The 21,284-nt window shown below is 65.0% G+C and carries 17 protein-coding genes; 9 read left to right on the top strand and 8 right to left on the bottom strand.

From position 1 onward, the window contains the following. Positions 1 to 49 precede the first annotated feature (49 nt). From FFS35_RS01260 to hslU, 4 genes are all read left to right on the top strand, one after another. Positions 50 to 589: a glycosyl hydrolase 108 family protein gene (locus tag FFS35_RS01260; protein ID WP_137785290.1), complete on the top strand. Its 540-nt coding sequence runs from the start codon at positions 50 to 52 to the stop codon at positions 587 to 589. Between the two features lie 17 nt (positions 590 to 606). After that, positions 607 to 1,014, top strand: a complete 408-nt coding sequence (locus tag FFS35_RS01255) for a holin family protein (protein ID WP_137785289.1) — start codon at positions 607 to 609, stop codon at positions 1,012 to 1,014. 110 nt (positions 1,015 to 1,124) lie between these two features. Further along, positions 1,125 to 1,688, top strand: coding sequence for an ATP-dependent protease subunit HslV (gene hslV, locus FFS35_RS01250; protein WP_283214500.1), 564 nt, complete (start codon positions 1,125 to 1,127; stop codon positions 1,686 to 1,688). Between the two features lie 26 nt (positions 1,689 to 1,714). Further along, a complete protein-coding gene (hslU, locus tag FFS35_RS01245; protein ID WP_137785288.1) occupies positions 1,715 to 3,013 on the top strand; it encodes an ATP-dependent protease ATPase subunit HslU in 1,299 nt (432 codons plus the stop codon). 32 nt (positions 3,014 to 3,045) lie between these two features. On the opposite strand, the gene pgeF is transcribed toward hslU, so the two are convergent. Genes pgeF through lgt form a run of 4 tightly spaced genes read right to left on the bottom strand, consistent with a single transcriptional unit; the run spans position 3,046 to position 6,237 of the window. Then, entirely contained in the window at positions 3,046 to 3,810 is a 765-nt protein-coding gene (pgeF, locus tag FFS35_RS01240) for a peptidoglycan editing factor PgeF (protein WP_137785287.1), read from the bottom strand. Further along, positions 3,807 to 4,322 carry a GNAT family N-acetyltransferase gene (locus FFS35_RS01235; protein WP_137785286.1) on the bottom strand — a complete coding sequence of 172 codons (516 nt, stop codon included), beginning with the start codon at positions 4,320 to 4,322 and terminating at the stop codon, positions 3,807 to 3,809. Before FFS35_RS01235 ends, pgeF begins: the two co-directional genes overlap by 4 nt. Further along, entirely contained in the window at positions 4,319 to 5,359 is a 1,041-nt protein-coding gene (locus FFS35_RS01230; protein WP_249341378.1) for an SAM-dependent methyltransferase, read from the bottom strand. Before FFS35_RS01230 ends, FFS35_RS01235 begins: the two co-directional genes overlap by 4 nt. Then, on the bottom strand, positions 5,356 to 6,237 hold the full coding sequence (lgt, locus tag FFS35_RS01225) for a prolipoprotein diacylglyceryl transferase (RefSeq protein ID WP_137785285.1): 882 nt from the start codon (positions 6,235 to 6,237) through the stop codon (positions 5,356 to 5,358). The genes FFS35_RS01230 and lgt overlap by 4 nt, the downstream gene beginning before the upstream one ends. Positions 6,238 to 6,302: 65 nt before the next feature. On the opposite strand from lgt, the gene FFS35_RS01220 reads away from it, so the two are divergent. The 5 genes from FFS35_RS01220 (at position 6,303) to FFS35_RS01200 (ending at position 14,881) form a co-directional block, all read left to right on the top strand. Next, on the top strand, positions 6,303 to 8,000 hold the full coding sequence (locus tag FFS35_RS01220) for a class I adenylate-forming enzyme family protein (protein ID WP_171007460.1): 1,698 nt from the start codon (positions 6,303 to 6,305) through the stop codon (positions 7,998 to 8,000). A 46-nt stretch (positions 8,001 to 8,046) separates the two neighbouring features. Continuing rightward, a complete protein-coding gene (locus tag FFS35_RS01215; RefSeq protein WP_137785284.1) occupies positions 8,047 to 10,260 on the top strand; it encodes a molybdopterin cofactor-binding domain-containing protein in 2,214 nt (737 codons plus the stop codon). Next, positions 10,257 to 11,261, top strand: coding sequence for a ferrochelatase (hemH, locus tag FFS35_RS01210; protein WP_137785283.1), 1,005 nt, complete (start codon positions 10,257 to 10,259; stop codon positions 11,259 to 11,261). The genes FFS35_RS01215 and hemH overlap by 4 nt, the downstream gene beginning before the upstream one ends. 33 nt (positions 11,262 to 11,294) lie before the next feature. After that, the gene (phbB, locus tag FFS35_RS01205; RefSeq protein WP_137785282.1) at positions 11,295 to 12,017 is read left to right on the top strand and encodes an acetoacetyl-CoA reductase; all 723 of its coding nucleotides are present in this window, start codon (positions 11,295 to 11,297) and stop codon (positions 12,015 to 12,017) included. A gap of 116 nt (positions 12,018 to 12,133) precedes the next feature. Further along, the gene (locus FFS35_RS01200) at positions 12,134 to 14,881 is read left to right on the top strand and encodes a [protein-PII] uridylyltransferase (protein ID WP_137785281.1); all 2,748 of its coding nucleotides are present in this window, start codon (positions 12,134 to 12,136) and stop codon (positions 14,879 to 14,881) included. Between the two features lie 40 nt (positions 14,882 to 14,921). Here FFS35_RS01200 and infC read toward each other — a convergent pair whose 3' ends face one another. From infC to FFS35_RS01180, 4 genes are all read right to left on the bottom strand, one after another. Continuing rightward, entirely contained in the window at positions 14,922 to 15,455 is a 534-nt protein-coding gene (infC, locus tag FFS35_RS01195) for a translation initiation factor IF-3 (RefSeq protein ID WP_137785280.1), read from the bottom strand. A 130-nt stretch (positions 15,456 to 15,585) separates the two neighbouring features. Next, a complete protein-coding gene (locus tag FFS35_RS01190; RefSeq protein ID WP_137785279.1) occupies positions 15,586 to 18,366 on the bottom strand; it encodes a TonB-dependent receptor in 2,781 nt (926 codons plus the stop codon). Between the two features lie 159 nt (positions 18,367 to 18,525). Beyond that, positions 18,526 to 20,520 (bottom strand): threonine--tRNA ligase, encoded by a 1,995-nt coding sequence (gene thrS / locus FFS35_RS01185; RefSeq protein ID WP_137785278.1) that lies wholly within the window; start codon positions 20,518 to 20,520, stop codon positions 18,526 to 18,528. Between the two features lie 332 nt (positions 20,521 to 20,852). After that, entirely contained in the window at positions 20,853 to 21,227 is a 375-nt protein-coding gene (locus FFS35_RS01180; RefSeq protein WP_137785277.1) for a glycine zipper 2TM domain-containing protein, read from the bottom strand. Positions 21,228 to 21,284: the final 57 nt, after the last annotated feature.

Here is a 21,284-nt window from a genome sequence, read left to right as displayed (position 1 = left end):
AACCAATTGGGTTAAATGGCTTGCCGTTTTCCGATATGAGGGACGGCAAATGGATATCGACGAACTGATCGATGAGGTGATCGGTCGCGAGGGCGGCTATGCGAATCATCCGGCGGATCGTGGCGGCGCCACCCGCTGGGGCATCACCGAGCGGGTCGCGCGCGCGAACGGCTATTCCGGCGACATGCGCGCGCTATCGCGATCTGTGGCCGCGGCCATCTACCGGCGGCTTTACTGGCAACACCCGGGTTATGATCGCGTGGCACGCCGAATGCCGCAGGTTGCGGCCGAAATGTTCGACACCGGGGTCAACATGGGGACCAAGGTGGCCACTGGCTTTCTGCAGCGGGCGCTCAATGCGCTCAATCGTGGCGCAAGCGACTATCCGGATATCGCGGTCGACGGGGTGATCGGCCCACGCACGCTGGCGGCGCTGGATGGGTTCGTCACGCGGCGCGGCGCGGCGGGGGAAAAGGTGCTCATGAAGGCGCTCGAGGCGCTGCAGGGCGCGCGCTACATGGCGCTGGCGGAAAGCCGCCCGGCCAATGAAGCGTTCCTTTACGGCTGGCTCGCCAATCGGCTCGGTTGAGGTTCGGGAGAGACATTATGGCATTGCTCGATGGGATTATCGCGCCGGTGGCTGGCCTGCTCGACCGGCTGATCCCGGATCCGAAAATGCGCGAAGCGGCCAAGCTGGAACTGCTGCGGCTCGACGGAACACAGGAGCTGGAACGGATCAAGACACAGATGACCGCGGTGCTGGCAGAGGCGAATTCCGCCGATCCGTGGACCAGCCGCGCTCGCCCCAGCTTCCTCTATGTGATGTACGCGCTGCTGCTGTGGTCGATCCCGATGGGATTGATCGCAGCGATCCGGCCGAGCTGGGCGACCGCGATCGGGCAGGGGATGAATGCCTATCTCAGCGGCATACCCGAACCGCTCTATGCTTTGTTCGGCACCGGGTATCTGGGCTATACGGTGGCGCGCGAATGGGGGAAGGCAAAGGGGCGCTGAGCATTCGCGGCCGTGATCGCGTGTGGTTCGCGGGCGTTAGCCTCCCCATCGACCACGCCTGACCGGCGAGGAGATTGCAGCCTTCCGGCCGCCGCACCATATGCGGGCCCATGAGCAACGAAAGCAGCATGCCCGTGTGGCATGGCACGACGATCCTGTCGATCCGACGCGGCGGCAAGGTGGTGGTGGCCGGGGACGGCCAGGTATCGATGGGCAATACGGTGATGAAGCCAAACGCGCGCAAGGTTCGCACCTTGGGCGCGGACGGCAAGGTGATCGCGGGGTTCGCCGGCGCCACCGCGGATGCCTTCACTCTGTTCGAGCGGCTGGAGGCCAAGCTGGAACGGCATCAGGGCCATCTGATGCGTGCCGCCGTGGAACTGGCGAAGGACTGGCGCACCGACAAATACCTTCGAAATCTCGAAGCGATGATGATCGTCGCCGACAAGGATGCGACGCTGATCCTGACCGGAAACGGCGACGTGCTGGAGCCTGAGGAAGGCATTGCTGCGATCGGATCTGGCGGCAACTATGCGCTGGCCGCGGCGCGCGCTCTGGTGGAATATGAGCAGGACGCGGAAACCGCCGCGCGCAAGGCGATGAAGATCGCCGCCGAGCTGTGCGTGTTCACCAACGATCGGCTGGTCGTCGAAACGCTCGGCAGCGCCGCCTGATTTCTCCCGATTCACGAAAGATGACCATGAACGACAATCTCACCCCGAAGGCGATCGTCGCCGCGCTTGACGCGCATATTATCGGCCAGCGCGATGCGAAGCGCGCGGTGGCCGTCGCGCTGCGCAACCGCTGGCGTCGGCAGAAGCTGAGCCCGGACCTGCGCGACGAGGTGACGCCCAAGAACATCCTGATGATCGGCCCCACCGGCTGCGGCAAGACCGAGATCAGCCGCCGCCTCGCGAAGCTCGCGGATGCCCCGTTCGTGAAGGTCGAGGCGACCAAGTTCACCGAGGTCGGCTATGTCGGGCGCGATGTGGAACAGATCGCGCGCGATCTCGTCGAGGAAGCGGTCCGGCTGGAAAAGGAGCGCCGCCGCAACGCTGTCAAGGACAAGGCGGAGGAAGCCGCGATGGCGCGTCTGCTCGACGCGCTGGTCGGCAAGGATGCGAGCCAGGCGACGCGCGAAAGCTTCCGTCAGCGCTTCCGCGACGGACACCTCGAGAGCACCGAGATCGAGCTGGAACTGCAACAGGCGCCGCAGATGCCGTTCGAGCTGCCCGGCGGCGGATCGGTCGGCATGATCAATCTGTCCGAGATGATGGGTAAAGCGTTCGGCGGCGGGCAGGCGAAGCGCCGCAAGCTGCTGGTGCCGGCGGCGTGGGAAAAGCTGGTCGAGGAAGAGGCGGACAAGCGGCTCGATCAGGACGAGGTGAGCCGCGTCGCGCTGGCGGATGCGGAGGCGAACGGCATCGTCTTCCTTGACGAGATCGACAAGATCGCGGTGAGCGACGTGCGGGGCGGGAGTGTCAGCCGGGAGGGCGTGCAGCGCGATCTGTTGCCGCTGATCGAGGGGACCACCGTGTCCACCAAATACGGCCCCATGAAGACGGACCATATCCTCTTCATCGCCTCCGGCGCGTTTCACGTCGCCAAGCCGAGCGATCTGCTGCCCGAGCTTCAGGGGCGGCTGCCGATTCGCGTGGAGCTCAAGGGGCTGACCGAGGAGGATTTCGTGGCGATCCTTTCCGACACCAAGGCATCGCTGCCGGCGCAGTATCGCGCCTTGCTCGGCACCGAAGGGGTCACGATCGACTTCACGCCGGACGGTATTCGCGCGGTGGCGAAGATTGCCGCCGAAGTGAACGGCGAGATCGAGAATATCGGTGCGCGGCGGCTCCAGACGGTCATGGAAAAACTGCTGGAGGAAGTGAGCTTCGACGCGGAGGATCGCGGCGGCGGCACGCTGACGATCGACGCAGCCTATGTGGAAAAGCAACTCTCCAGCGTTGCGCGGAATACCGATCTCAGCCGGTTCGTGCTGTAACCTTCAAACCCCGGCTTCGGCCGGGGCCGCCCTCATCTGAGGCCAATGATCGAGATCTGCCGCCCGTAATCCGGCTCGCCGCGATGCGTGGCGCGGCGGAAGCTGAAGAAGCGCGTGGGGTCGGCGTAGGTATCCAGCCCCAGCGTTTCGATGCGGGTGACGCCCGCATCGGCCAGGCGATGCGCGACATAGGCTTCCAGATCGAACTGCGCGTGGCATGCCCGCCCGTCCGCGAAAAAGCGTTCGTTCGCCGCATCCGCCTCCTCGAAGCGACGGCGAAACGCGAGATCAACCTCATAGCTGGCGCGCGCGATGCACGGGCCGACAGCGGCGGCGATCCGGTCGCGACGCGCGCCCAACGCTTCCATCGCGATGATCGTCGTATCCGTCACCCCGGCTAGCGCGCCCTTCCACCCGGCATGGGCCGCGCCGACGACGCCGGCTTCGGCATCCGCAAGCAGCACCGGCGCGCAATCCGCCGTCAGCACGCCGATCGCCAGGCCGGGTCGATCCGTCACCAGCGCATCGGCACGAGGGCGCAGCGCGGGATCGAACGGCGCGCGAACCGTCACGCACTCGGCCGAATGAACCTGATAGACCGTCACCAGCGCCGCGCCTGGCAGTACGGCGTCGCCCGCACGGCGACGGTTCTCCGCGATCGCATCCGCGTCGTCGGCCGATCCGGCGCCGACGTTGAGCCCGCCGTGCAGCCCGGTCGAAACGCCGCCGCGCCGGCCCAGAAAGCCGTGTGCCACGCCCGACAGCGCGGCGGCGCGATTGACCTCCACCGCGCTCATAATGCCAGCCGCATGATGAGATCGCGATCGACCTGATCGCCGACCGGGAAAGCATAATCGCCGATATGCGCGAACCCATGCTTCTCGTAAAAACGGATCGCGCGCGGGTTCGCCTCATAGACGGTGAGCAGCAGTGCCTTCGCGCCGCGCGCGCGCGCGGTATCGATCGTCCACGCCATCAGCGCCTGTGCGATGCCGGCGCCGTGATGCGTGCCGGCGATGTAGAGCTGGCTCAGTTGCAGCGCGCCAGCGGTCATCGCGGGATCGGGCAGAAATGGCGGGGTGAGCTTGGCATAGCCGACGATCTCGTCCCCGGCGCACGCGACGCGCCAGGATACGTCCGGATTCGAAAGATCGCGGATCAGTTTGCCGTTCGGGCCATAGGCCTCGGCGAAATAGGCGGCGATATTCTGCGGGCTGGTGAACGGCTCGAACGTCTCCAGCCACACCTTCCTCGCCATCGCGTCGATCTCGGTGCCGTCGGCGAGGGTAGGGGTGCGATAATCGATCATGCGAATCCTGCGGGTTCGGGCCAGTCCGCGTGGCGCAGGCCGATTACGTTGAACAGTTCGCCCATGTCCTCCACCAGCCGGTCGCGATCGACAAGAACATCGGCGTTGCTCTGCGCCAGCGCCGTCGCTCGGGCATCAACACCCAGCGCGCGGAGAAACGCGCCCTGCCCGACCGGGCCGCTCGCGATCGCCCCGCTGGCATGGCCGACCAGCGCCAGCGTCGCGAAATCGACATGCGCGGTCAGATCGCGTTCGCCCGGCTCCTCGAACGGATTGGCATAGGTGTGGGCGCGCACCGCCTGGAGCGTGTCGCCCACCGCCGGCCCCTCATAGCCATAATCGATCGCGAGCAGCGCGCCGCCCTGCGCCACGATGCGCGCGGCCAGCACGCGCATGATGCCGACCGAGGCGGGCGATGTTTCGATGATCGAGCCGGCGGGCGCGTCGCGAAGATGCGGTGGGATCACGTCGTCGGGCACCTGCTTGCCGGCGACAGGCAGAAACAACGTGTCCTGACACGCCACCAGCCGCTCATGCCACGTCGCGCCGCGCCGCACGAGCTGGCGGATCGGCAACGCATCGAAGAATTCGTTGGCGACGACCAGCAGCGGCCGGTCAGTCGGCAGCTCCTCCACGTCATCATGCCATGTGGCGTGGGGCACGCGCCTGGCTTGCTCGTCGCGCAGTACGGGGCTGGTCTCGACGAAATGCACGGGCGGGGTAAGCCCTGCCGTCGCCATCGCGCGCAGCGCATCGGCGGCGAGCGTTCCGCGCCCCGGCCCCAGCTCCACCCACGCCACATCTGGCCGCCCGGCGCGATCCCACAGGTCCGCGCACCACAGGCCGATAAGCTCGCCGAACATCTGGCTGATCTCCGGCGCGGTGGTGAAATCACCTCCGGCGCCGAGCGGATCACGTGTGCCGTAGTAATGCGCGTTGGCGGCCGCCATGAACTGGCTGACCGGGATCGGCCCGCCGAGAGTGATCGCTCGCGCCAGCCGTTCTGGCAGCGGGCCCTCTTCCACAATCCGGCTCACGCGACGCTGTCGCTCCCGGCGATCGGCTCGACGCGCTCGCGCCGCCCGCGCGCGGTGGCGATCAGCCAGATCCCGCCGGCGATCATCGGCAGGCACAGGATCTGCCCCATGTGGATCGTCGTCGCGAAGAAGGTGCCCGCGAACTGGGAATCCGGCTCGCGGAAGAATTCGACGAAGAACCGGCACAGGCCATAGCCGAGCACGAAGATGCCGACGAGCTTGCCCGGCTCGTATCGCGCCTTCGTCCGCCAGAAGAAGAAGGCGAGCACCGCGAACAGCAGCAGCCCCTCGAGCCCCGCCTCGTAAAGCTGGCTCGGGTGCCGTGCCGGCTCGATCATGCCGATCGGCACGGTGTGGGGGAAGACGATCGCCCAGGGCACGTCGGTCGGCTTGCCCCACAATTCGCCGTTCACGAAATTGGCCAGCCGGCCGAAGAACAGCCCGAACGGCGCGACGCAGGCGACATAATCGTGGATGCGCAGCCAGTTCAGCCCGTTCTTGCGCGCGAACAGGATGATCGCGATCGTCGTGCCGATCACGCCGCCGTGGAACGACATGCCGCCGTCCCACAGCCGCAGGATGCGGATCGGATGCAGGATCATGTCGGGCGCGTAGAACAGGACATAGCCGATCCGCCCGCCCAGGATGATGCCGAGCGTTGCGTAGAACACCAGATCGTCCGCGTGGCGCCGCGCCATCGGTGCGGCCGGCTCGGCGAGCAGCTTCAGCAGATACCACCAGCCGACGACGATCCCGGCGATATAGGCGAGGCTGTACCAGCGCAGCGTGAAGAAGCCGATCGAGAAGACGTCCGGGTGCAATCCCAGGTCGGTGAAACGGATATGGCCGGCGGATGCGGCGAACAAAGACAGGATCAAGGCTTTTCCCTCGTGCTTCGCCCCTGCATAGTAGCGTCAAATGACAAGACCAAGCGGAGAGGCGCATGAAGACCGAGCTTGACCTGAAGATGGACACCGTGATCGCCGCGATGACGGGCGAGGGCGGTCAGCTCGCGCTTGGCTCGGTGGAGCGTTTCGGGCGCGAGCTGCCGCTGATCGCTGCCGCCCCGCCCACGCTCACCGCCTATTTCTCGCACTTCTGCGCGCAGCATGCCGCCGCAGAATTCGTGATCTCGGGCGACGAGCGGCTTACCTTCGCGCAGGTCCATGCCGAGGCGCAGAAGGTCGCGCGCGCACTGGTGGGCGGCTTTGGCGTGAAGAAGGGCGATCGCGTCGGCATCGCGGCGCGCAACTCGCCCTCATGGATCACGCTTTATTTCGGCATCCTGATGGCCGGCGGGGTCGCGACGCTGCTCAACGGCTGGTGGCAATCCGACGAATTGCGCGACGGGATCGAGGATGTCGATTGCGGGCTGGTTTTCGCCGATGCGCCGCGCGCCGCGCGGCTGGCCGCGATCACGGGGCTGGGTGCAACCATTGTCACCTTCGATGATCGGCTGCCGCTACCGCAGGCGCTCGCCGACATCGCCGCGCGCGCGGATGAGACGCCCCTGCCGGAAATCGCCCCGGACGATCATGCCACGATCCTGTTCACCTCCGGGTCGACCGGCCGCTCCAAGGGCGCGCTGTCCACGCACCGGCAGGTGGTGCAGGGCGTGTTCAACTTTCTCGCCTCGGCGTTGATGATGCTTGCGATCGCGACGCAGGAAGGCGAGGTGAGCGCGTTGCAGCCTGCGACGTTGCTCAACGTGCCGCTGTTCCACGTCACTGCCGAAGTGCCGGTGATGCTCCAGTCGCTGGCGATCGGGCGCAAGCTGGTGCTGATGCCGAAATGGGACGCGGAAGAGGCGATGCGGCTGATCGAAAAGGAAAGGATCACGTATTTCGTCGGCGTGCCGCTGATGAGTTTCGAGATGCTCACGCATCCCAACCGGCACAAATACGATCTCTCGACGGTGAGCGATATCGCGTCCGGTGGCGCGCCGCGTCCGGTGGAGCATGTCCGCCGCATCCATGACGAGATGCAGGGCGCGCCGCTGATCGGCTATGGTCTCACCGAAACAAATGGCATCGGCACCGGCAACTGGCGCGGGAATTACATCGCAAAGCCCAATTCGGCCGGCCGCCCCTCGCCGCCGCTGGTCGATCTCGCGATCCTCGACGATGCGGGCAAGCCGGTCGCGCCGGGTGAGCGTGGCGAGGTCTGCATCCGCTCGGTCGCCAATTTCGAGCGCTACTGGAACAACGAGCGCGCGACCGCCGACGCCTTTACCGCCGACGGCTATCTCCGCACCGGCGACATAGGGTATCTCGACGAGGACGGTTATCTGTTCATCGTCGATCGCAAGAAAGACATCATTATCCGTGGCGGCGAGAACATCTCCTGTCAGGAGGTGGAGGCGGCATTCTATCAGCATCCGCAAGTTGCGGAGGCGACCGTGTTTGGCTTGCCTGACGAGAAGTATGGCGAGGTGCCGGGCGCGGTGGTCCATCCGGCGGATGGTGCTTCGCTGACGGCCGGGGAACTGACCGATTTCCTCCTCGAGCATATCGCCGCGTTCAAGGTGCCGGCGCGGATCTGGATCGTATCGGAACCGCTCCCCCGGCTTGGCACGGAGAAAATCGACAAGGTGGCGCTACGCGCAACTTATGGCGCACAATTTGAAGCGGAGGCGGCCTGATCCCGTCGCTTCCGTCGAAGGGTGATCCCGCCTAGTGGCTTCCCCGATGGTCACTAGACGCAATTTGCTCGTCTCCGGGGGGGCGGGACTGGGGCTGATCGTTGCCTGGGCTGCGTGGCCGCGCAGCTATCGGCCGAATCTTACCGCAGCGCCGGGCGAGACAATCTATGGCGCGTGGCTGAAGATCGGGACGGACGGCCAAGTGATCGTCGCGGTGCCGCAGGCGGAGCATGGGCAGGGCGTCTGGACCGCGCTGGCGCAGATTGTCGCCGACGAATTGGGCGCGGACTGGCGCACCATCGGCGTCGAGGCCGCGCCGCTCAACCCGCTTTACGCCAATCCGCTCGCTGCCGACACGCTGTTCGCCGGCGCGTTCGACCGGATTCCGGCCGCGTTGCGCCGTGAACGCGCGGTGCGCGGTGCGCTGATGCTGACGGGTGGCTCCACGTCGATCCGGAGGTTCGAATCTGCCATGCGGGAGGCGGGCGCGGCGGCGCGCGTGCTTCTTTGCAAGGCGGCGGCGAAGCGCTGGGGGATTGACTGGACGGCGTGCGAAACGGCGGAAGGCTTTGTCGTGGCCGACAAACGACGCATCCGCTTCGCCGAGCTTGCCGCCGAGGCGATCAGCTTCGACCTGCCGGCGGATCTGCCGCTACGCGTGGACGAGGACGGGCGGCTGACCGGCAAGGACGTGCCCCGCCTTGATGTGCCGTCGAAGGTGGATGGATCGGCCAATTTCGCCGCCGACGTGCGCCTACCGGACATGGTGTTCGCCAGCATCATGCAGGGGCCGCTCGGGGATTCCCGGCTGATCGGGGTCAATCGCGCGGCGGCCGAGCGGGTGCGGGGCGTGGTCGCCGTCGTGCAGAACGAACGCTGGGTGGCCGCACTCGCGACCGATTGGTGGGCGGCTGATCGCGCCATCGCCGCGCTCGCGCCGCGTTTCGCAACCCGCGGCCCGGTGGTGAACGACGCGAGCATTGCTGGAGTGCTCGACGCCGCGTTGAAAACACCCGGTCATCGCTTCGCGACGAGCGGCGATATTGCGCCGGTAATGGGCGGTCCCGGGTTGATCGTGGCGGATTATCTGGTCACGCCTGCCTTTCACGCCGCGCTCGAGCCGCCATGCGCCACCGCGTGGTTCCACGGCGACCGGCTGGAAATGTGGATCGGCACGCAAGCACCGGGCCTCGCGCGCGAGGCGGCGGCACGCGCGATCGGCATATCTCCAGACGCAGTGATCCTTCACCCTACACTGATCGGCGGCTCATTCGGCGCAGCGCTCGAGGTGGATGTGGCAGCACAGGCGGCGATCCTGGCAGCGGAGGCCAGGCGCCCGGTGCAACTGGTGTGGTCTCAACGCGAGGCGCTGGCGCGGGACCGCTTCCGCGCGCCAGCGAAAGCTCGAATGACCGCGCGGCTCGCCTCGAACGGCGCTATTATCGCTTGGCGCACACAAATCGCCGCCCCGTCCACCGGACGCGAACTTGCCGCAAGACTGATGCCAAGCGACGCGCTGGTTGCGGCGGCGCTGGCGCTTCCCGCGGGAGCGGACGGCTATGCGGTCGCCGGCTCATTGCCGCCTTATCGCTTGCCTGGTTGCATCGTGGAGCATCATCCAGCGAAAATCGGGCTGCCCGGCGGTCACCTGAAAGGCGGCGCACACGGCTACACCTGTTTCTTTACGGAGAGCTTCCTTGACGAACTGGCGCGCCAAGCGGGTATGGAGCCGATGTCCTTCCGCATCGGCATGCTTGGCGGAGATGCGCGGCTCGCCAGATGCTTATCCACCGCCGCTGCGCTTGGCGGATGGGATGGCGGGGGAGATGGCAGCGGGCAGGGCATCGCCTGTCACACAATGGCAGGAAGCTGTATCGCGGTGCTCGCCGAGGCCGAGATGGATCAGGCAGGTCGCCCGCGCGTGAACCGACTGGTCGCCGCGGTCGATTGCGGACGGCAGGTAAACCCGGATATCATTCGCCAGCAGATCGAAGGCGGGTTGATATTCGGTCTGGCTGCGGCCACGTCCGCTGGCGTGCATATCGACCGCAACCTCGTCACCGCCCATCGCTTTGGCGAACTCGCGCTCCCCCGGCTCGCCGATACGCCGGACATCACTGTTGAGCTTATCGCGAGCAACGCGGAACCGGGCGGAATCGGCGATCTAGGCATGGTCGCGGTCGCCCCCGCGATCGCCAACGCGCTCTATTCCGCAACCGGCAAGCGCCTGCGCGCACTGCCGCTCGGGCATGCTGCGTGAGGCCGGCAGATCATCCAGCGCTAGCAGCGCCGCGCGTCGGCGTGCTGCTCATCAATCTTGGTACGCCCGACTCGCCCGACACCAAATCTGTGCGGCGCTATCTGGCAGAGTTCCTATCCGATCAACGTGTGGTGGAATTGCCCAAGTTGCTGTGGCAGCCGATCCTGCGCGGCCCGATCCTGATGACACGGCCGAAGAAATCCGCCCATGCATATGCGCAGGTGTGGCGTGCCGATGGCTCCCCGCTCGCCGCTATCACGCGGGCGCAGGCGGCGGGCTTGCGCGACGCTTTCGGCCCGGGCGTGATCGTCGACTGGGCGATGCGTTATGGCACGCCCGCGATCGGGGAGAGGCTGGAGGTGCTGAAGGCGGCCGGATGTGAGCGGATACTGCTCGCGCCGCTCTACCCGCAATATTGCGCCGCCACCACCGCGACCGCCAACGACAGCGCGTTCGCCACGCTGGCGGCGATGCGGTGGCAGCCGGCAATCCGCACGCTGCCGCCTTATTACGACGATCCCGCGCACATCGATGCGTTGAAGCAATCGGTGGAGGCCGCGTTGGCCGGGCTGGATTTCGTGCCCGATGCGCTCCTCGTCAGCTTCCACGGCATGCCTGCGCGCACCCTGTCGCTGGGCGATCCTTATCACTGCCACTGCCAGAAAACGGCGCGGCTGCTGGGCGAGGCTTTGGGACGGGAGGTGACGATCACGTTTCAGTCCCGGTTCGGGCGCGCAAAATGGCTTGAGCCGGCGACCGATACGGTTCTGGCCGCATTGCCTGGCAGGGGCGTCAAGCGCATCGCGATCGTGGCGCCGGGCTTTTCCGCCGACTGTATCGAGACGCTGGAAGAGCTGGCGATTCGCGGGCGTGAGACGTTCGCCGCCGCCGGGGGAACGGATTTCGCCTATCTCCCATGCCTTAACGACACCCCGACAGGTTTGGAAATGCTTCGGAAAATCCTTTCGCGAGAACTTGAAGGATGGGTCGCCCACTCGTAGTTTCAAGTCCACTTCATGGAGAGGAGAGTCCTAATGGCGCGAGTTGCAGTCGTGACGGGTGGAACCCGGGGTATCGGCGAAGCGATCAGTGTCGCGCTACGGGACAAGGGGATCGCGGTGGCGGCTAATTATGCCGGCAACGACGATCGCGCCCGGGAATTCACCGCACGCACCGGGATCGTCGCCTACAAGTGGGATGTTGCCGACTACGATGCCTGCCAGCAGGGTTGTGCGGAAGTTGCCCAGCAACTCGGCCCGATCGACATCGTCGTCAACAATGCCGGCATCACCCGCGATGGCACGATCCTGAAAATGACCTACCAGATGTGGAAGGAGGTCATGGACACCAACCTTGGCGGCTGTTTCAACATGGCCAAGGCGGTGTTCCCCGGCATGCGCGAGCGCAAATGGGGGCGGATCGTGAACATCGGCTCGATCAACGGGCAGGCGGGCCAATATGGCCAGGTGAACTATGCCGCCGCCAAATCAGGCATCCACGGCTTTACAAAGGCGCTTGCACAGGAAGGCGCGCGGACCGGCGTGACGGTGAACGCGATCGCGCCAGGCTATATCGATACCGATATGGTCGCGGCGGTGCCGCCCGATGTGCTGGAGAAAATCGTTGCCAAGATTCCGGTCGGTCGGCTGGGGCAGGCGGAAGAGATTGCGCGCGGCGTAGCCTTCCTGTGCTCGGAAGAGGCGGGGTTTGTAACTGGGTCGACGCTGAGCATCAACGGCGGGCAGCACATGTACTGACGTAGTGCGCGGCGTGTCTTCCAGCGACGCGGGCCTGGCTCCCGCGCCGCTGCCGCCGCGAAAAGGCGTTCACGCGCATCGACCGCCCGGCCGGTTTCCTGTAACCGCGTAGAAAGATGCCGAGCCGCTTCGATAACCTGCCGAACCGTCGCGCGATCATTGATCGTCGCGAGCTTTCAGATCGTCTCGCCGCGCTCGATATCGCTGACCAGGCCACGCTGCGCCGCGCGGTCACCGTAGAACTCAAGAGCGCGCTCGACGCAGGCCGCGTCGAGATCGCACGGCGGCTTACCGAGCATCCCTCGCGCGGGCTGGAAGCAGCCAATGGGCAGGCGTTCCTTATCGATCAGATTCTGCGTGTGCTGTTTGATCTCGTCACCCAGCGACTTTATCCGCTGAGCAATCCGACGGCGGCTGAACGGCTCGCGCTACTGGCAGTCGGCGGGTACGGGCGCGGCGAGATGGCACCCTTCTCGGATGTGGACATCGCCTTTCTCACGCCGTGGAAGCAGCCGCCATGGGCGGAGCAGGTGATAGAATCGATGCTCTATGTCCTGTGGGATCTGGGGCTGAAGGTCGGGCATTCCAGCCGATCGCTCGATGAGATGGTGCGGCAGGCGAAAGGGGATGTGACGATCCGTACAGCGTTGCTGGAGGCGCGCTATGTCTGGGGCGATGAAGCGTTGGCGGATGAAGCCTCGCGCCGCTTCAAGGCCGAGGTACAGCGCGATACCGAGCGACAGTTTGTTGCGGACAAGCTGGCGGAGCGTGATCAGCGCCACCTCAAAATGGGTGACAGCCGCTATGTCGTCGAACCCAATGTGAAAGAGGGCAAGGGCGGGATGCGTGATCTCCACGCGCTCTTCTGGATTGGCAAATATGTCTATGACGTGGATCGCGCCGCCGATCTGGTCGAAAAGGGGCTGTTCACCCCGGCCGAATATCGCCTGTTTCATCGCGCGGATAATTTCCTTTGCGCAGTGCGCTGCCACCTCCACCTGATCACCGGACGCGCAGAGGACCGCCTGACCTTCGACGTGCAGCGTGAGATCGCCGAACGGATGCGGTTTTCGGATCGGCCGGGTAAACCTGGCGTCGAGCGCTTCATGCAATATTACTTCTTGCAGGCGAAGGCGGTGGGATCGCTGACGGGGGTGTTCCTCGCCCATCTTGATGAACAGTTTGCTGCGCGCGGGCGTCGCTTCGGGCTTCCGACCATCCGCAGGCGGCCGCGCAAGCTGAGTGGTTTCGTCCTCGATCGCGGACGGCTGGCGCTGCCGCGCGACGATTTCTTCGCCGAGGATCCCGTGCGGCTGATCGAGATATTCCAGCTTGCCGACGTGCACCGGCTGGAGATCCATCCGATGGCGATGCGTATCGCCGCGCGTGATGCCAAGCTGGTTGATGAGATCAGGGATGATCCGCGCGCAAATGCGCTGTTCCTCGATCTCGTCGCGAGCCGGAATGATCCCGAGCTAGTGCTGCGCTGGATGAACGAGGCGGGGGTTTTCGGTCGTTTTGTGCCCGATTTCGGCCGCGTCGTCGCGCAGATGCAGTTCGACATGTATCACCATTATACGGTCGACGAGCATACAATACGCGCGATCGGACTGCTGAGCCGGATCGAGCGCGGCGAGTTCGCCGGCGAGCATCCGCTCTCAACTGCAATCTTCAAGCAAATCGTATCGCGCCGCGCGCTTTACGTGGCCGTGCTGCTGCACGATATCGCGAAAGGCCGCGGCGGCGATCACTCAATTCTGGGCGCAGCAGTGGCGGAGCGCTTGTGCCCGCGTTTCGGACTTGGCCCTGCTGAGACGGAAACTGTGGCGTGGCTGGTACGAAACCATCTGTTGATGTCGGCAACAGCCTTCAAGCGCGACCTAGCAGATTTCAAGACGATCCTGGATTTCGCGGCAGTCGTTCAGTCGCCCGAGCGGCTGCGTATGCTGTTGGCGCTTACGGTCGTGGATATCCGCGCGGTCGGTCCGGCGACATGGAACGGCTGGAAGCGGCAGTTGCTTAGCGATCTTTTCGAAGCGGCGGAGGAAGTGCTGCGGCTCGGCCACAAGCAACGCGGGCGCGCCGAGCGGATCGCGGGAAAGCAGGCCAATCTTGCGCGCTCACTGGGCTGGGATGAAACGGCGCTGGCGAAATTCGTGCGGCAGATGCCGGAGCCGTATTGGATCGCGGAACCAGAGGATGTACTCGCGCATAACGCGCGTTTCATCGCCGCCACCGGTGATGAGCAGCTCGCGATCGACGCTCAGGTCTATCCCGATCGCGGCGCGACATTGGTGACCGTCTATGCCGCCGATCATCCGGGCATCTTCTATCGCATAGCCGGTGCGATCCATCTCGCCGGCGGCAATATCATCGATGCGCGCATCCACACGACGCGCGATGGCATGGCATTGGACAATTTTCTCGTGCAGGATCCGATCGGTCGCCCCTTCGACGAAGCCGGGCAGCTCAACCGATTGCGCACCGCGATCGAGGATGCGCTCGCCAACCGAAGCCGGCTGATCGACCGGCTGAAGGCGAAGCCCTTGCCGCGGGTGCGCGCCGATGCCTTTCCGATCGAGCCAAACGTGCTGGTCGACAATCACGCTTCCAACCGCTTCACGGTCGTGGAAGTGAACGCACGCGATCGGCCGGCACTGCTCAGTCAACTCGCCCACGCGCTGTTCCAATCGAAAGTGACGATCCATTCGGCACATGTCGCCACATACGGCGAGCGCGCGGTGGATACTTTCTATCTGACCGATCTTACCGGGGACAAGATCGCTGCTTCCGGGCGTGTAAAGGCTTTGGAGCGGCGGCTGCTGGATGCGGCAGCCGGCATGCCAAGCGAATTGGCGGCGTGAGGCACACGCCCCCCTCCAGCGGAGAGGGGCGTACCCAAAACTACTTCGGTGCGAGGACCATCAGCATCTGGCGGCCTTCCATTCGTGGATAGGCTTCAACCTTGGCCACTTCCGCCACCTGCTCCGCAACGCGCTGCAGCACCGCCATACCGATCTGACCGTGAGAGAGCTCTCGGCCGCGGAAGCGCATCGTCACCTTAACCTTATCGCCCTCTTCGATGAACTCGACCACCTTCTTCATCTTGGTATCGTAATCGTGATCATCGATGTTCGGACGCATTTTGATCTCTTTGATCTCCTGCGTCTTTTGCGACTTGCGGGCGAGGTTCGCCTTCTTCTGCGCCTCGTACTTGTATTTGCCTACATCGAGAAATTTGGCGACGGGCGGGTCGGCATTGGGCGACACCTCGACCAGATCGAGGCCAACATCGCGCGCCTGCTCCATGGCCTCACGCGTGTACATCACGCCAAGATTCTCGCCCTCATGATCGATCACGCGGACCTTGGGGCTCTGAATCCATTCGTTGAAACGGGGGCCATTCATTGGCGGCGCCTGCATCGGGCGGCGCATCATGGGCGGACGGATAGGTACTTCTCCTGCTGACTCACTGCGCTCGATATAGGGCTTCCTGCGCGGAATCGGAAGATATGAAACGGCCGACGCCCCGAATGGAGCGACGGCCGTGCTCTGAAGTCACACTTGTTCAGAAGCTGCCGCGCAGCGTGACACCGTACATGCGCGGTTCACCGGGGAAGCCGACGAACAGTTGGTTGGCCGAGCCCGCAAATCCGGACGATGCCGGAGCCGCGACTGAACGATAAGTGCCACTGCCCTGAAGGGGCATATCCGCGCCGATCTGGAAGTAGCGCTGGTTGAAAATGTTCTGTGCCCAGAATTCAACGCCCCATTTCTTTGCCGGGCCATAAATCCCGACGCGGCCGTTTACGACGACAAACGCATCCTGCACCTTTTCCAGATCGAGATCGGAGCCGGTGTTGGTATCGCTTTGCAGGCGCGCGTCGACATAGAATAGCGCCGAAAGCTTGTCACTGAGCTGCGGCGACCAGCTCACCCCTGTGGTGACCGTATAGCGCGGCGCGTTGGATACCTCGTTACCGGGAAGCTGGAACAACACTGGCGACAGCGGACGCCCGCCGGTCCCTACCAGATTGTTGCGATATTGGGCGTCGGTGTAAGTGAGCGCCATGTTGACCGACACCTGCCGGATTGGCCGTATGAACGCTTCAATCTCGAAGCCCTTGGAGATAACGCCCGGCCGCAGGCGATTGGGCGCGCACGATCCGGTAACGGTCGAGGCATCCCGATCCCCGCCGTTCAGATTATCCTTACAGGCTTGAATGTTCGTGACCTCAAAATTCACGCCATTGTACGTGTTGAGCTGATAATCGCTATATTCCTGGTAGAAGCCGGCAAGGTTGATATCCACGCCCGGCCCGTTCCATTTCAGCCCGACTTCATAAGCGTTGACCTTTTCGCTGGCGAAGGCGAGATCGGCAGCCTCAGGCCGGCCGTTACCCGGCGAGTTCGCCGGAAGCGCGAGCCGCGCGGCGCAGGTCGCATCATAAGCCGTGTAGCACGGTCGATCGAGCGCGGAATAGTCGAGGTTGAAACCGCCCGCCTTGTAACCCTTGGATGCGGAGGCGTAGATCATCAGCCGCTCGATCGGCTTGAAAGACAGAACCGCCGTTCCCGTCCACTCGCCATCGCTGAAGCGCGAGCCGGTCGACCCGGCCGGGATGCTGACGGCAGTCCCGTTGATGACGCACGCCAGCGACGCCAGCGACTGGAATGGTGAATTCACGATCAGCGGGCAGAGCGCGTTGTTAGAATTGGCGTTGCCTTGCAGGTTCTTGCGCTCGTGCGTGTAGCGCGCGCCGATCGTCAGCATCAGCTTGTCGCGTATGATGTCGAAAGTATTGTGCGTAAACACCGCAATGTTCGAGCTGTCCTGCCGGAAGTTCGACCCATTCGCTCCGGTGCCATTGATCGAAATGGCGGGTTGGCCTAGCGCTGCGGCCAGGCTGCCGAAGCCGGGGCGGGCCGGATTGGCGATAAGCGCCTGCAACGTAGAGCGCGCGGTGCCCGGCGGCAGCGCTGCAATCGTCCCCTGCACCACGGGCACGTTTATGCAATATTGATTCGACGGGAGAACTGCCCCCGGTAGTACATTGGCCATTAGCAAACAGTTGGCAAAACGCTCGTAATCCTTGCCATATTTTATGTCGTCGGAGGTGGTTAGGCGTTCGGTGGAGTAATAGCCGCCGATCAGCCAGTCGAGCCGGCCGTCCAGCGCCTCGCCCTGCAGGCGCAGTTCCTGGCTGAACAGGCGGAAGCGGCGGTTGAGGTTCTGCCGGTCGAGAATATCGAGCGCGTTGAAATCGCCATCCTGCCCCTGCCGGTTCTTGTAATCGCGATAGGCGGTGATCGAGGTGAGATTGGCACTGCCGAGCTTGTAGTTGATCTCGCCGGAAACGCCCCAATCCTCGCTTTTGGACGTATAGGGCACCCCCGGCGTGTTGGGCACGCCATAGACGAAGCGCTCGCCGTTCGGAATCGTCGGATAATTGGCACCGAGCGCCTGAAGCAGCGGCAGCAGCGTGTTCGGCGAGATCGCCACCCCGCCGCCCGCCTGGCGCGTCAGGCTGCGCGTCGGGCCGAGCAGCACGCCGCCGCAGCAATTCTCATCGCGCTTCGAATAATCAGCGATCAGGCGCACCTTGAGATCGCTCGACGGCTCGAACAGGAACTGGCCGCGCGCCAGCCAGCGGTTGCGATCGTTGATATCCGGCTGGCCGGGAGTGAGCGCCTTGATATAGCCATCACGCCGCTGCCACACGCCATCGAGCCGGATCCCGGCGGTTTCCGACAGCGGCGCGTTCAGCCCGCCGTCGAGCCGCCAGTAATCGTAATTGCCGTAGGTGATCGCGCCCTTGGCATGAAAGCCATCGAGCTCCGGCCCCTTGGTGACGATATTGATGAGGCCGGCGGTGGAATTGCGGCCGAACAACGTGCCCTGCGGCCCGCGCAGCACCTCGATCCGCTCGATATCGCCGAGTTCGGAGAGGCCGACGCCGGTGCGGCTGCGATAGACGCCGTCGATGAACAGGCCGACCGAGCTTTCGAGGCCGGCATTCTCGCCCACCGTGCCGATGCCGCGGATGCGCGCGGTGAAATTCACCTCGCTCGTCGCGCCGGAAACGAGCAGCGAGGGGGCGACCTGGTTGAGCGCGCGCACATCGGTCGCGCCGGTGTTCTGGAGCGTATCGCCGGACACCGCCGAGATCGCGATCGGCACGCTCGACAGCGATTCGGCGCGGCGCGTTGCGGTGACGATCACATCGCCGGCGCTGTCCGGCGCACGCTCGGCGGCGGTTTCGGCGGGTGCCGCCTGCTGGGCAACGGCGGGGGTTGAGGCCACGAGCGCCGCGCACGACAACAGGCGCGGCAGAACAGCACTGCGCATAAAATCCATCTCCCGGTCGGACCCTTCTTGAACGGGGTCACGGGCGGCAGGTTATGCGCGAGCCGGGCCGCATGTCACGGCGCGGTCATGCCGGTTTCACGTTTATTGCGCGCGCTGCGCCCTTTTCGCCACAAAGCGACAGCGACGTTGACGTAAACGTCAGGTGAGGTCCGGCGCCCGCGCGGCATCGCGCAGCCGCTCGATGGCGGCCGCCAGCCCGAGCACCTCCTGCTTTGCATCCGCGCCGAGCGGGCGCAGCGCCACGCTTCCCTCGTCCGCCTCGCGCTTGCCGACGACGAGCAGGTTGGGCACCTTGGCCATGCTGTGCTCGCGCACCTTGTAGTTGATCTTCTCGTTGCGGAGATCGGTCTCGACGCGCAGCCCCGCCTTGCGCAGTTCCGCGGCCACCTGCACCGCATAATCGTCCGCGTCGGACACGATCGTCGCCACCACCGCCTGCACCGGGGCGAGCCATTGTGGCAGCTTTCCCGCGAAATGCTCGACGAGGATGCCGATGAACCGCTCATACGAGCCGAAGATCGCGCGGTGCAGCATCACCGGGCGATGGCGCTGGCCGTCCTCCGCGATGTAGCTTGCATCGAGCCGCTCGGGCAGTACGCGATCCGACTGGATCGTGCCGACCTGCCATGTCCGCCCGATCGCGTCGGTCAGATGCCATTCGAGCTTCGGCGCGTAGAAGGCGCCCTCGCCGGGCAGTTCTTCCCAGCCATATTCCGGCGTGTTGAGCCCGGCGGCGGCGACCGCGTCGCGCAGCTCGTTCTCCGCCTTGTCCCACATCTCGTCGCTGCCGAAACGCTTCTCCGGGCGCAGCGCGAGCTTGATCGAATAGGTGAAGCCGAAATCCTTGTAGATGCGATCGGCGAGGTTGCAGAACGCCTGCACCTCATCGACGATCTGATCCTCGCGGCAGAAGATATGCGCGTCGTCCTGCGTGAACTGGCGCACGCGCATCAGCCCGTGGAGCGCGCCATGCGGCTCGTTGCGATGGCAGCAGCCGTTTTCGTAAAGGCGCAGCGGCAGATCACGATACGACTTGATCCCCTGACGGAAGATCAGGACATGCGCGGGGCAGTTCATCGGCTTCAACGCCATCCATTCGGCGTGATCGGAGACGATCGGCCCTTCATCCTCGGTATTGGGCACTTCGTCGGGGATGACGAACATGTTCTCGCGATATTTGCCCCAATGGCCGGATTGCTCCCACTGGCGCGCGTCCATCACCTGCGGGGTCTTGACTTCGCGATACCCCGCGCCGTCGATCGCGCGCCGCATATACGCCTCAAGCTCGCGCCAGATGACATAGCCCTTGGGATGCCAGAACACGCTGCCATGCGCCTCCGCCTGAAGGTGGAACAGGTCCATCTCCTGCCCGAGCTTGCGATGATCGCGCTTGGCGGCCTCCTCCAGCCGGAACAGATGCTGATCGAGCTGCTTCCTGTTGAGCCAGCCGGTGCCGTAGATGCGGCTGAGCATCGCGTTGTTCTGATCGCCGCGCCAGTAAGCACCGGACACGCGCGTCAGCTTGAAGGCATCGGGCGCGAGCTTGCCGGTCGAGGCGAGGTGCGGCCCGCGGCACATGTCGAGCCAGTCGTCGCCGGACCAATAGACGGTCAGCTCCTCGTCGCCGGGCAGTTCGGCGGCCCATTCGGCCTTGAACGTCTCGCCCTGCTGCTTCCAGCGGCTGATGAGCTGCTCACGCGACCACACTTCGCGGCGCAGCGGCTTGTCGGCCGCGATGATCGCGCGCATCCGCGCCTCGATCGCGGGCAGATCCTCCTCGGTGAACGGGCGATCCTTCGGCGCGAAATCGTAATAGAAGCCGTCGTCGGTGGAGGGGCCGAAGGTGATCTGCGTGCCGGGGAACAATTCCTGCACGGCCTCCGCCAGCACGTGCGCGTAATCGTGGCGGGCAAGCTCCAGCGCGTCCGCCTCGTCGCGCGCCGTGACGAGCGCGAGCGCCGCGTCATGCTCGATCGGGCGATTGAGATCGCGCAGCTCGCCGTCCACCCGCGCGGCAAGCGCCGCTTTCGCCAGCCCCGGCCCGATCGCGGCGGCGACATCCGCCGGCGTGGTGCCGGGCGGCATCGCGCGGACCGAGCCGTCTGGCAGCGAGATCGAGATCATGTCGTTCATGTGAAGGCGTATCCTGTCGATTCACGCGGGCTTATGCACATCGCGACGCCCCGGGGAAAGCGGCAGGAAACGGGAAGGCCGGGCGCGTGCTCCTTCCCGATCCCGGGAAGGTGCCTGAAGCGCGGATCGTCAGCCGATGCGCGTCAGGCCCCCCGGAGATCCGGGGGTAGTGCTGGTCCGCGATGGCGAAACGTGGCGCATGGGCGCGATATAGCGCGCTCGGCCCGATACGACAACGGGCCCGCCTCCGCTGGGGAGACGGGCCCGCGCCCTCGCTACGCCACTGGAGGGAAATGTCCTCGATACGCTACCCGAGGAAAGGGGCGTGCCGCTTAGCGGCAGTAACGCGGATTGCCAGACTTATCGATCGCGCGACCCGCCAGTGCACCCGCGACGCCGCCGATCAGCGTGCCGCCGAGGCGGTCGCCGCGCGTGTCGATCGTGCGGCCGAGCAAGCCGCCGGCGATCGCGCCGACCACGGTGCCGGTGCCGCCGCTCGAGCAGCGGCGCTCGCGATAGTGGTAGCGGCGGTCGTCGTAGCGCCGCTGGTCATAGCCGCGATCGTTGTAGCCGCGATCATAATAGCCGTTGCCGTAACCATTGCCGTAGCCGCCGCCGTAATAGCGCTGCGCTTCCGCCGCGCTCGGGGCCATGGTTGCCGCGCCGATCGAAAGGGCGACGGCGGCCAGTGAAAGTTTCTTGAACATCGAACGTCTCCCGAAAATTCCGGCCGATGGCGGGAGCGTTTCCCGGATCGGCGAAAC

The sequence above is a fragment of the Sphingomonas sp. 3P27F8 genome, assembly GCF_005502745.1.
In the GTDB taxonomy this organism is placed as follows: domain Bacteria; phylum Pseudomonadota; class Alphaproteobacteria; order Sphingomonadales; family Sphingomonadaceae; genus Sphingomonas.
The sequence above is the reverse complement of the archived record's forward strand: the minus strand, read 5'-3'. Positions and strand labels throughout refer to the sequence as shown.

Bases quoted from the DNA above. Each gene is read 5' to 3' on its own strand.
- FFS35_RS01260 (WP_137785290.1), top strand. From the start codon at position 50: ATGGATATCGACGAACTGATCGATGAGGTGATCGGTCGCGAGGGCGGC.
- FFS35_RS01255 (WP_137785289.1), top strand. From the start codon at position 607: ATGGCATTGCTCGATGGGATTATCGCGCCGGTGGCTGGCCTGCTCGAC.
- hslV (WP_283214500.1), top strand. From the start codon at position 1,125: ATGAGCAACGAAAGCAGCATGCCCGTGTGGCATGGCACGACGATCCTG.
- hslU (WP_137785288.1), top strand. From the start codon at position 1,715: ATGAACGACAATCTCACCCCGAAGGCGATCGTCGCCGCGCTTGACGCG.
- pgeF (WP_137785287.1), bottom strand. From the start codon at position 3,810: ATGAGCGCGGTGGAGGTCAATCGCGCCGCCGCGCTGTCGGGCGTGGCA.
- FFS35_RS01235 (WP_137785286.1), bottom strand. From the start codon at position 4,322: ATGATCGATTATCGCACCCCTACCCTCGCCGACGGCACCGAGATCGAC.
- FFS35_RS01220 (WP_171007460.1), top strand. From the start codon at position 6,303: ATGAAGACCGAGCTTGACCTGAAGATGGACACCGTGATCGCCGCGATG.
- FFS35_RS01215 (WP_137785284.1), top strand. From the start codon at position 8,047: ATGGTCACTAGACGCAATTTGCTCGTCTCCGGGGGGGCGGGACTGGGG.
- phbB (WP_137785282.1), top strand. From the start codon at position 11,295: ATGGCGCGAGTTGCAGTCGTGACGGGTGGAACCCGGGGTATCGGCGAA.
- FFS35_RS01200 (WP_137785281.1), top strand. From the start codon at position 12,134: ATGCCGAGCCGCTTCGATAACCTGCCGAACCGTCGCGCGATCATTGAT.
- infC (WP_137785280.1), bottom strand. From the start codon at position 15,455: ATGATGCGCCGCCCGATGCAGGCGCCGCCAATGAATGGCCCCCGTTTC.
- FFS35_RS01190 (WP_137785279.1), bottom strand. From the start codon at position 18,366: ATGCGCAGTGCTGTTCTGCCGCGCCTGTTGTCGTGCGCGGCGCTCGTG.
- thrS (WP_137785278.1), bottom strand. From the start codon at position 20,520: ATGAACGACATGATCTCGATCTCGCTGCCAGACGGCTCGGTCCGCGCG.
- FFS35_RS01180 (WP_137785277.1), bottom strand. From the start codon at position 21,227: ATGTTCAAGAAACTTTCACTGGCCGCCGTCGCCCTTTCGATCGGCGCG.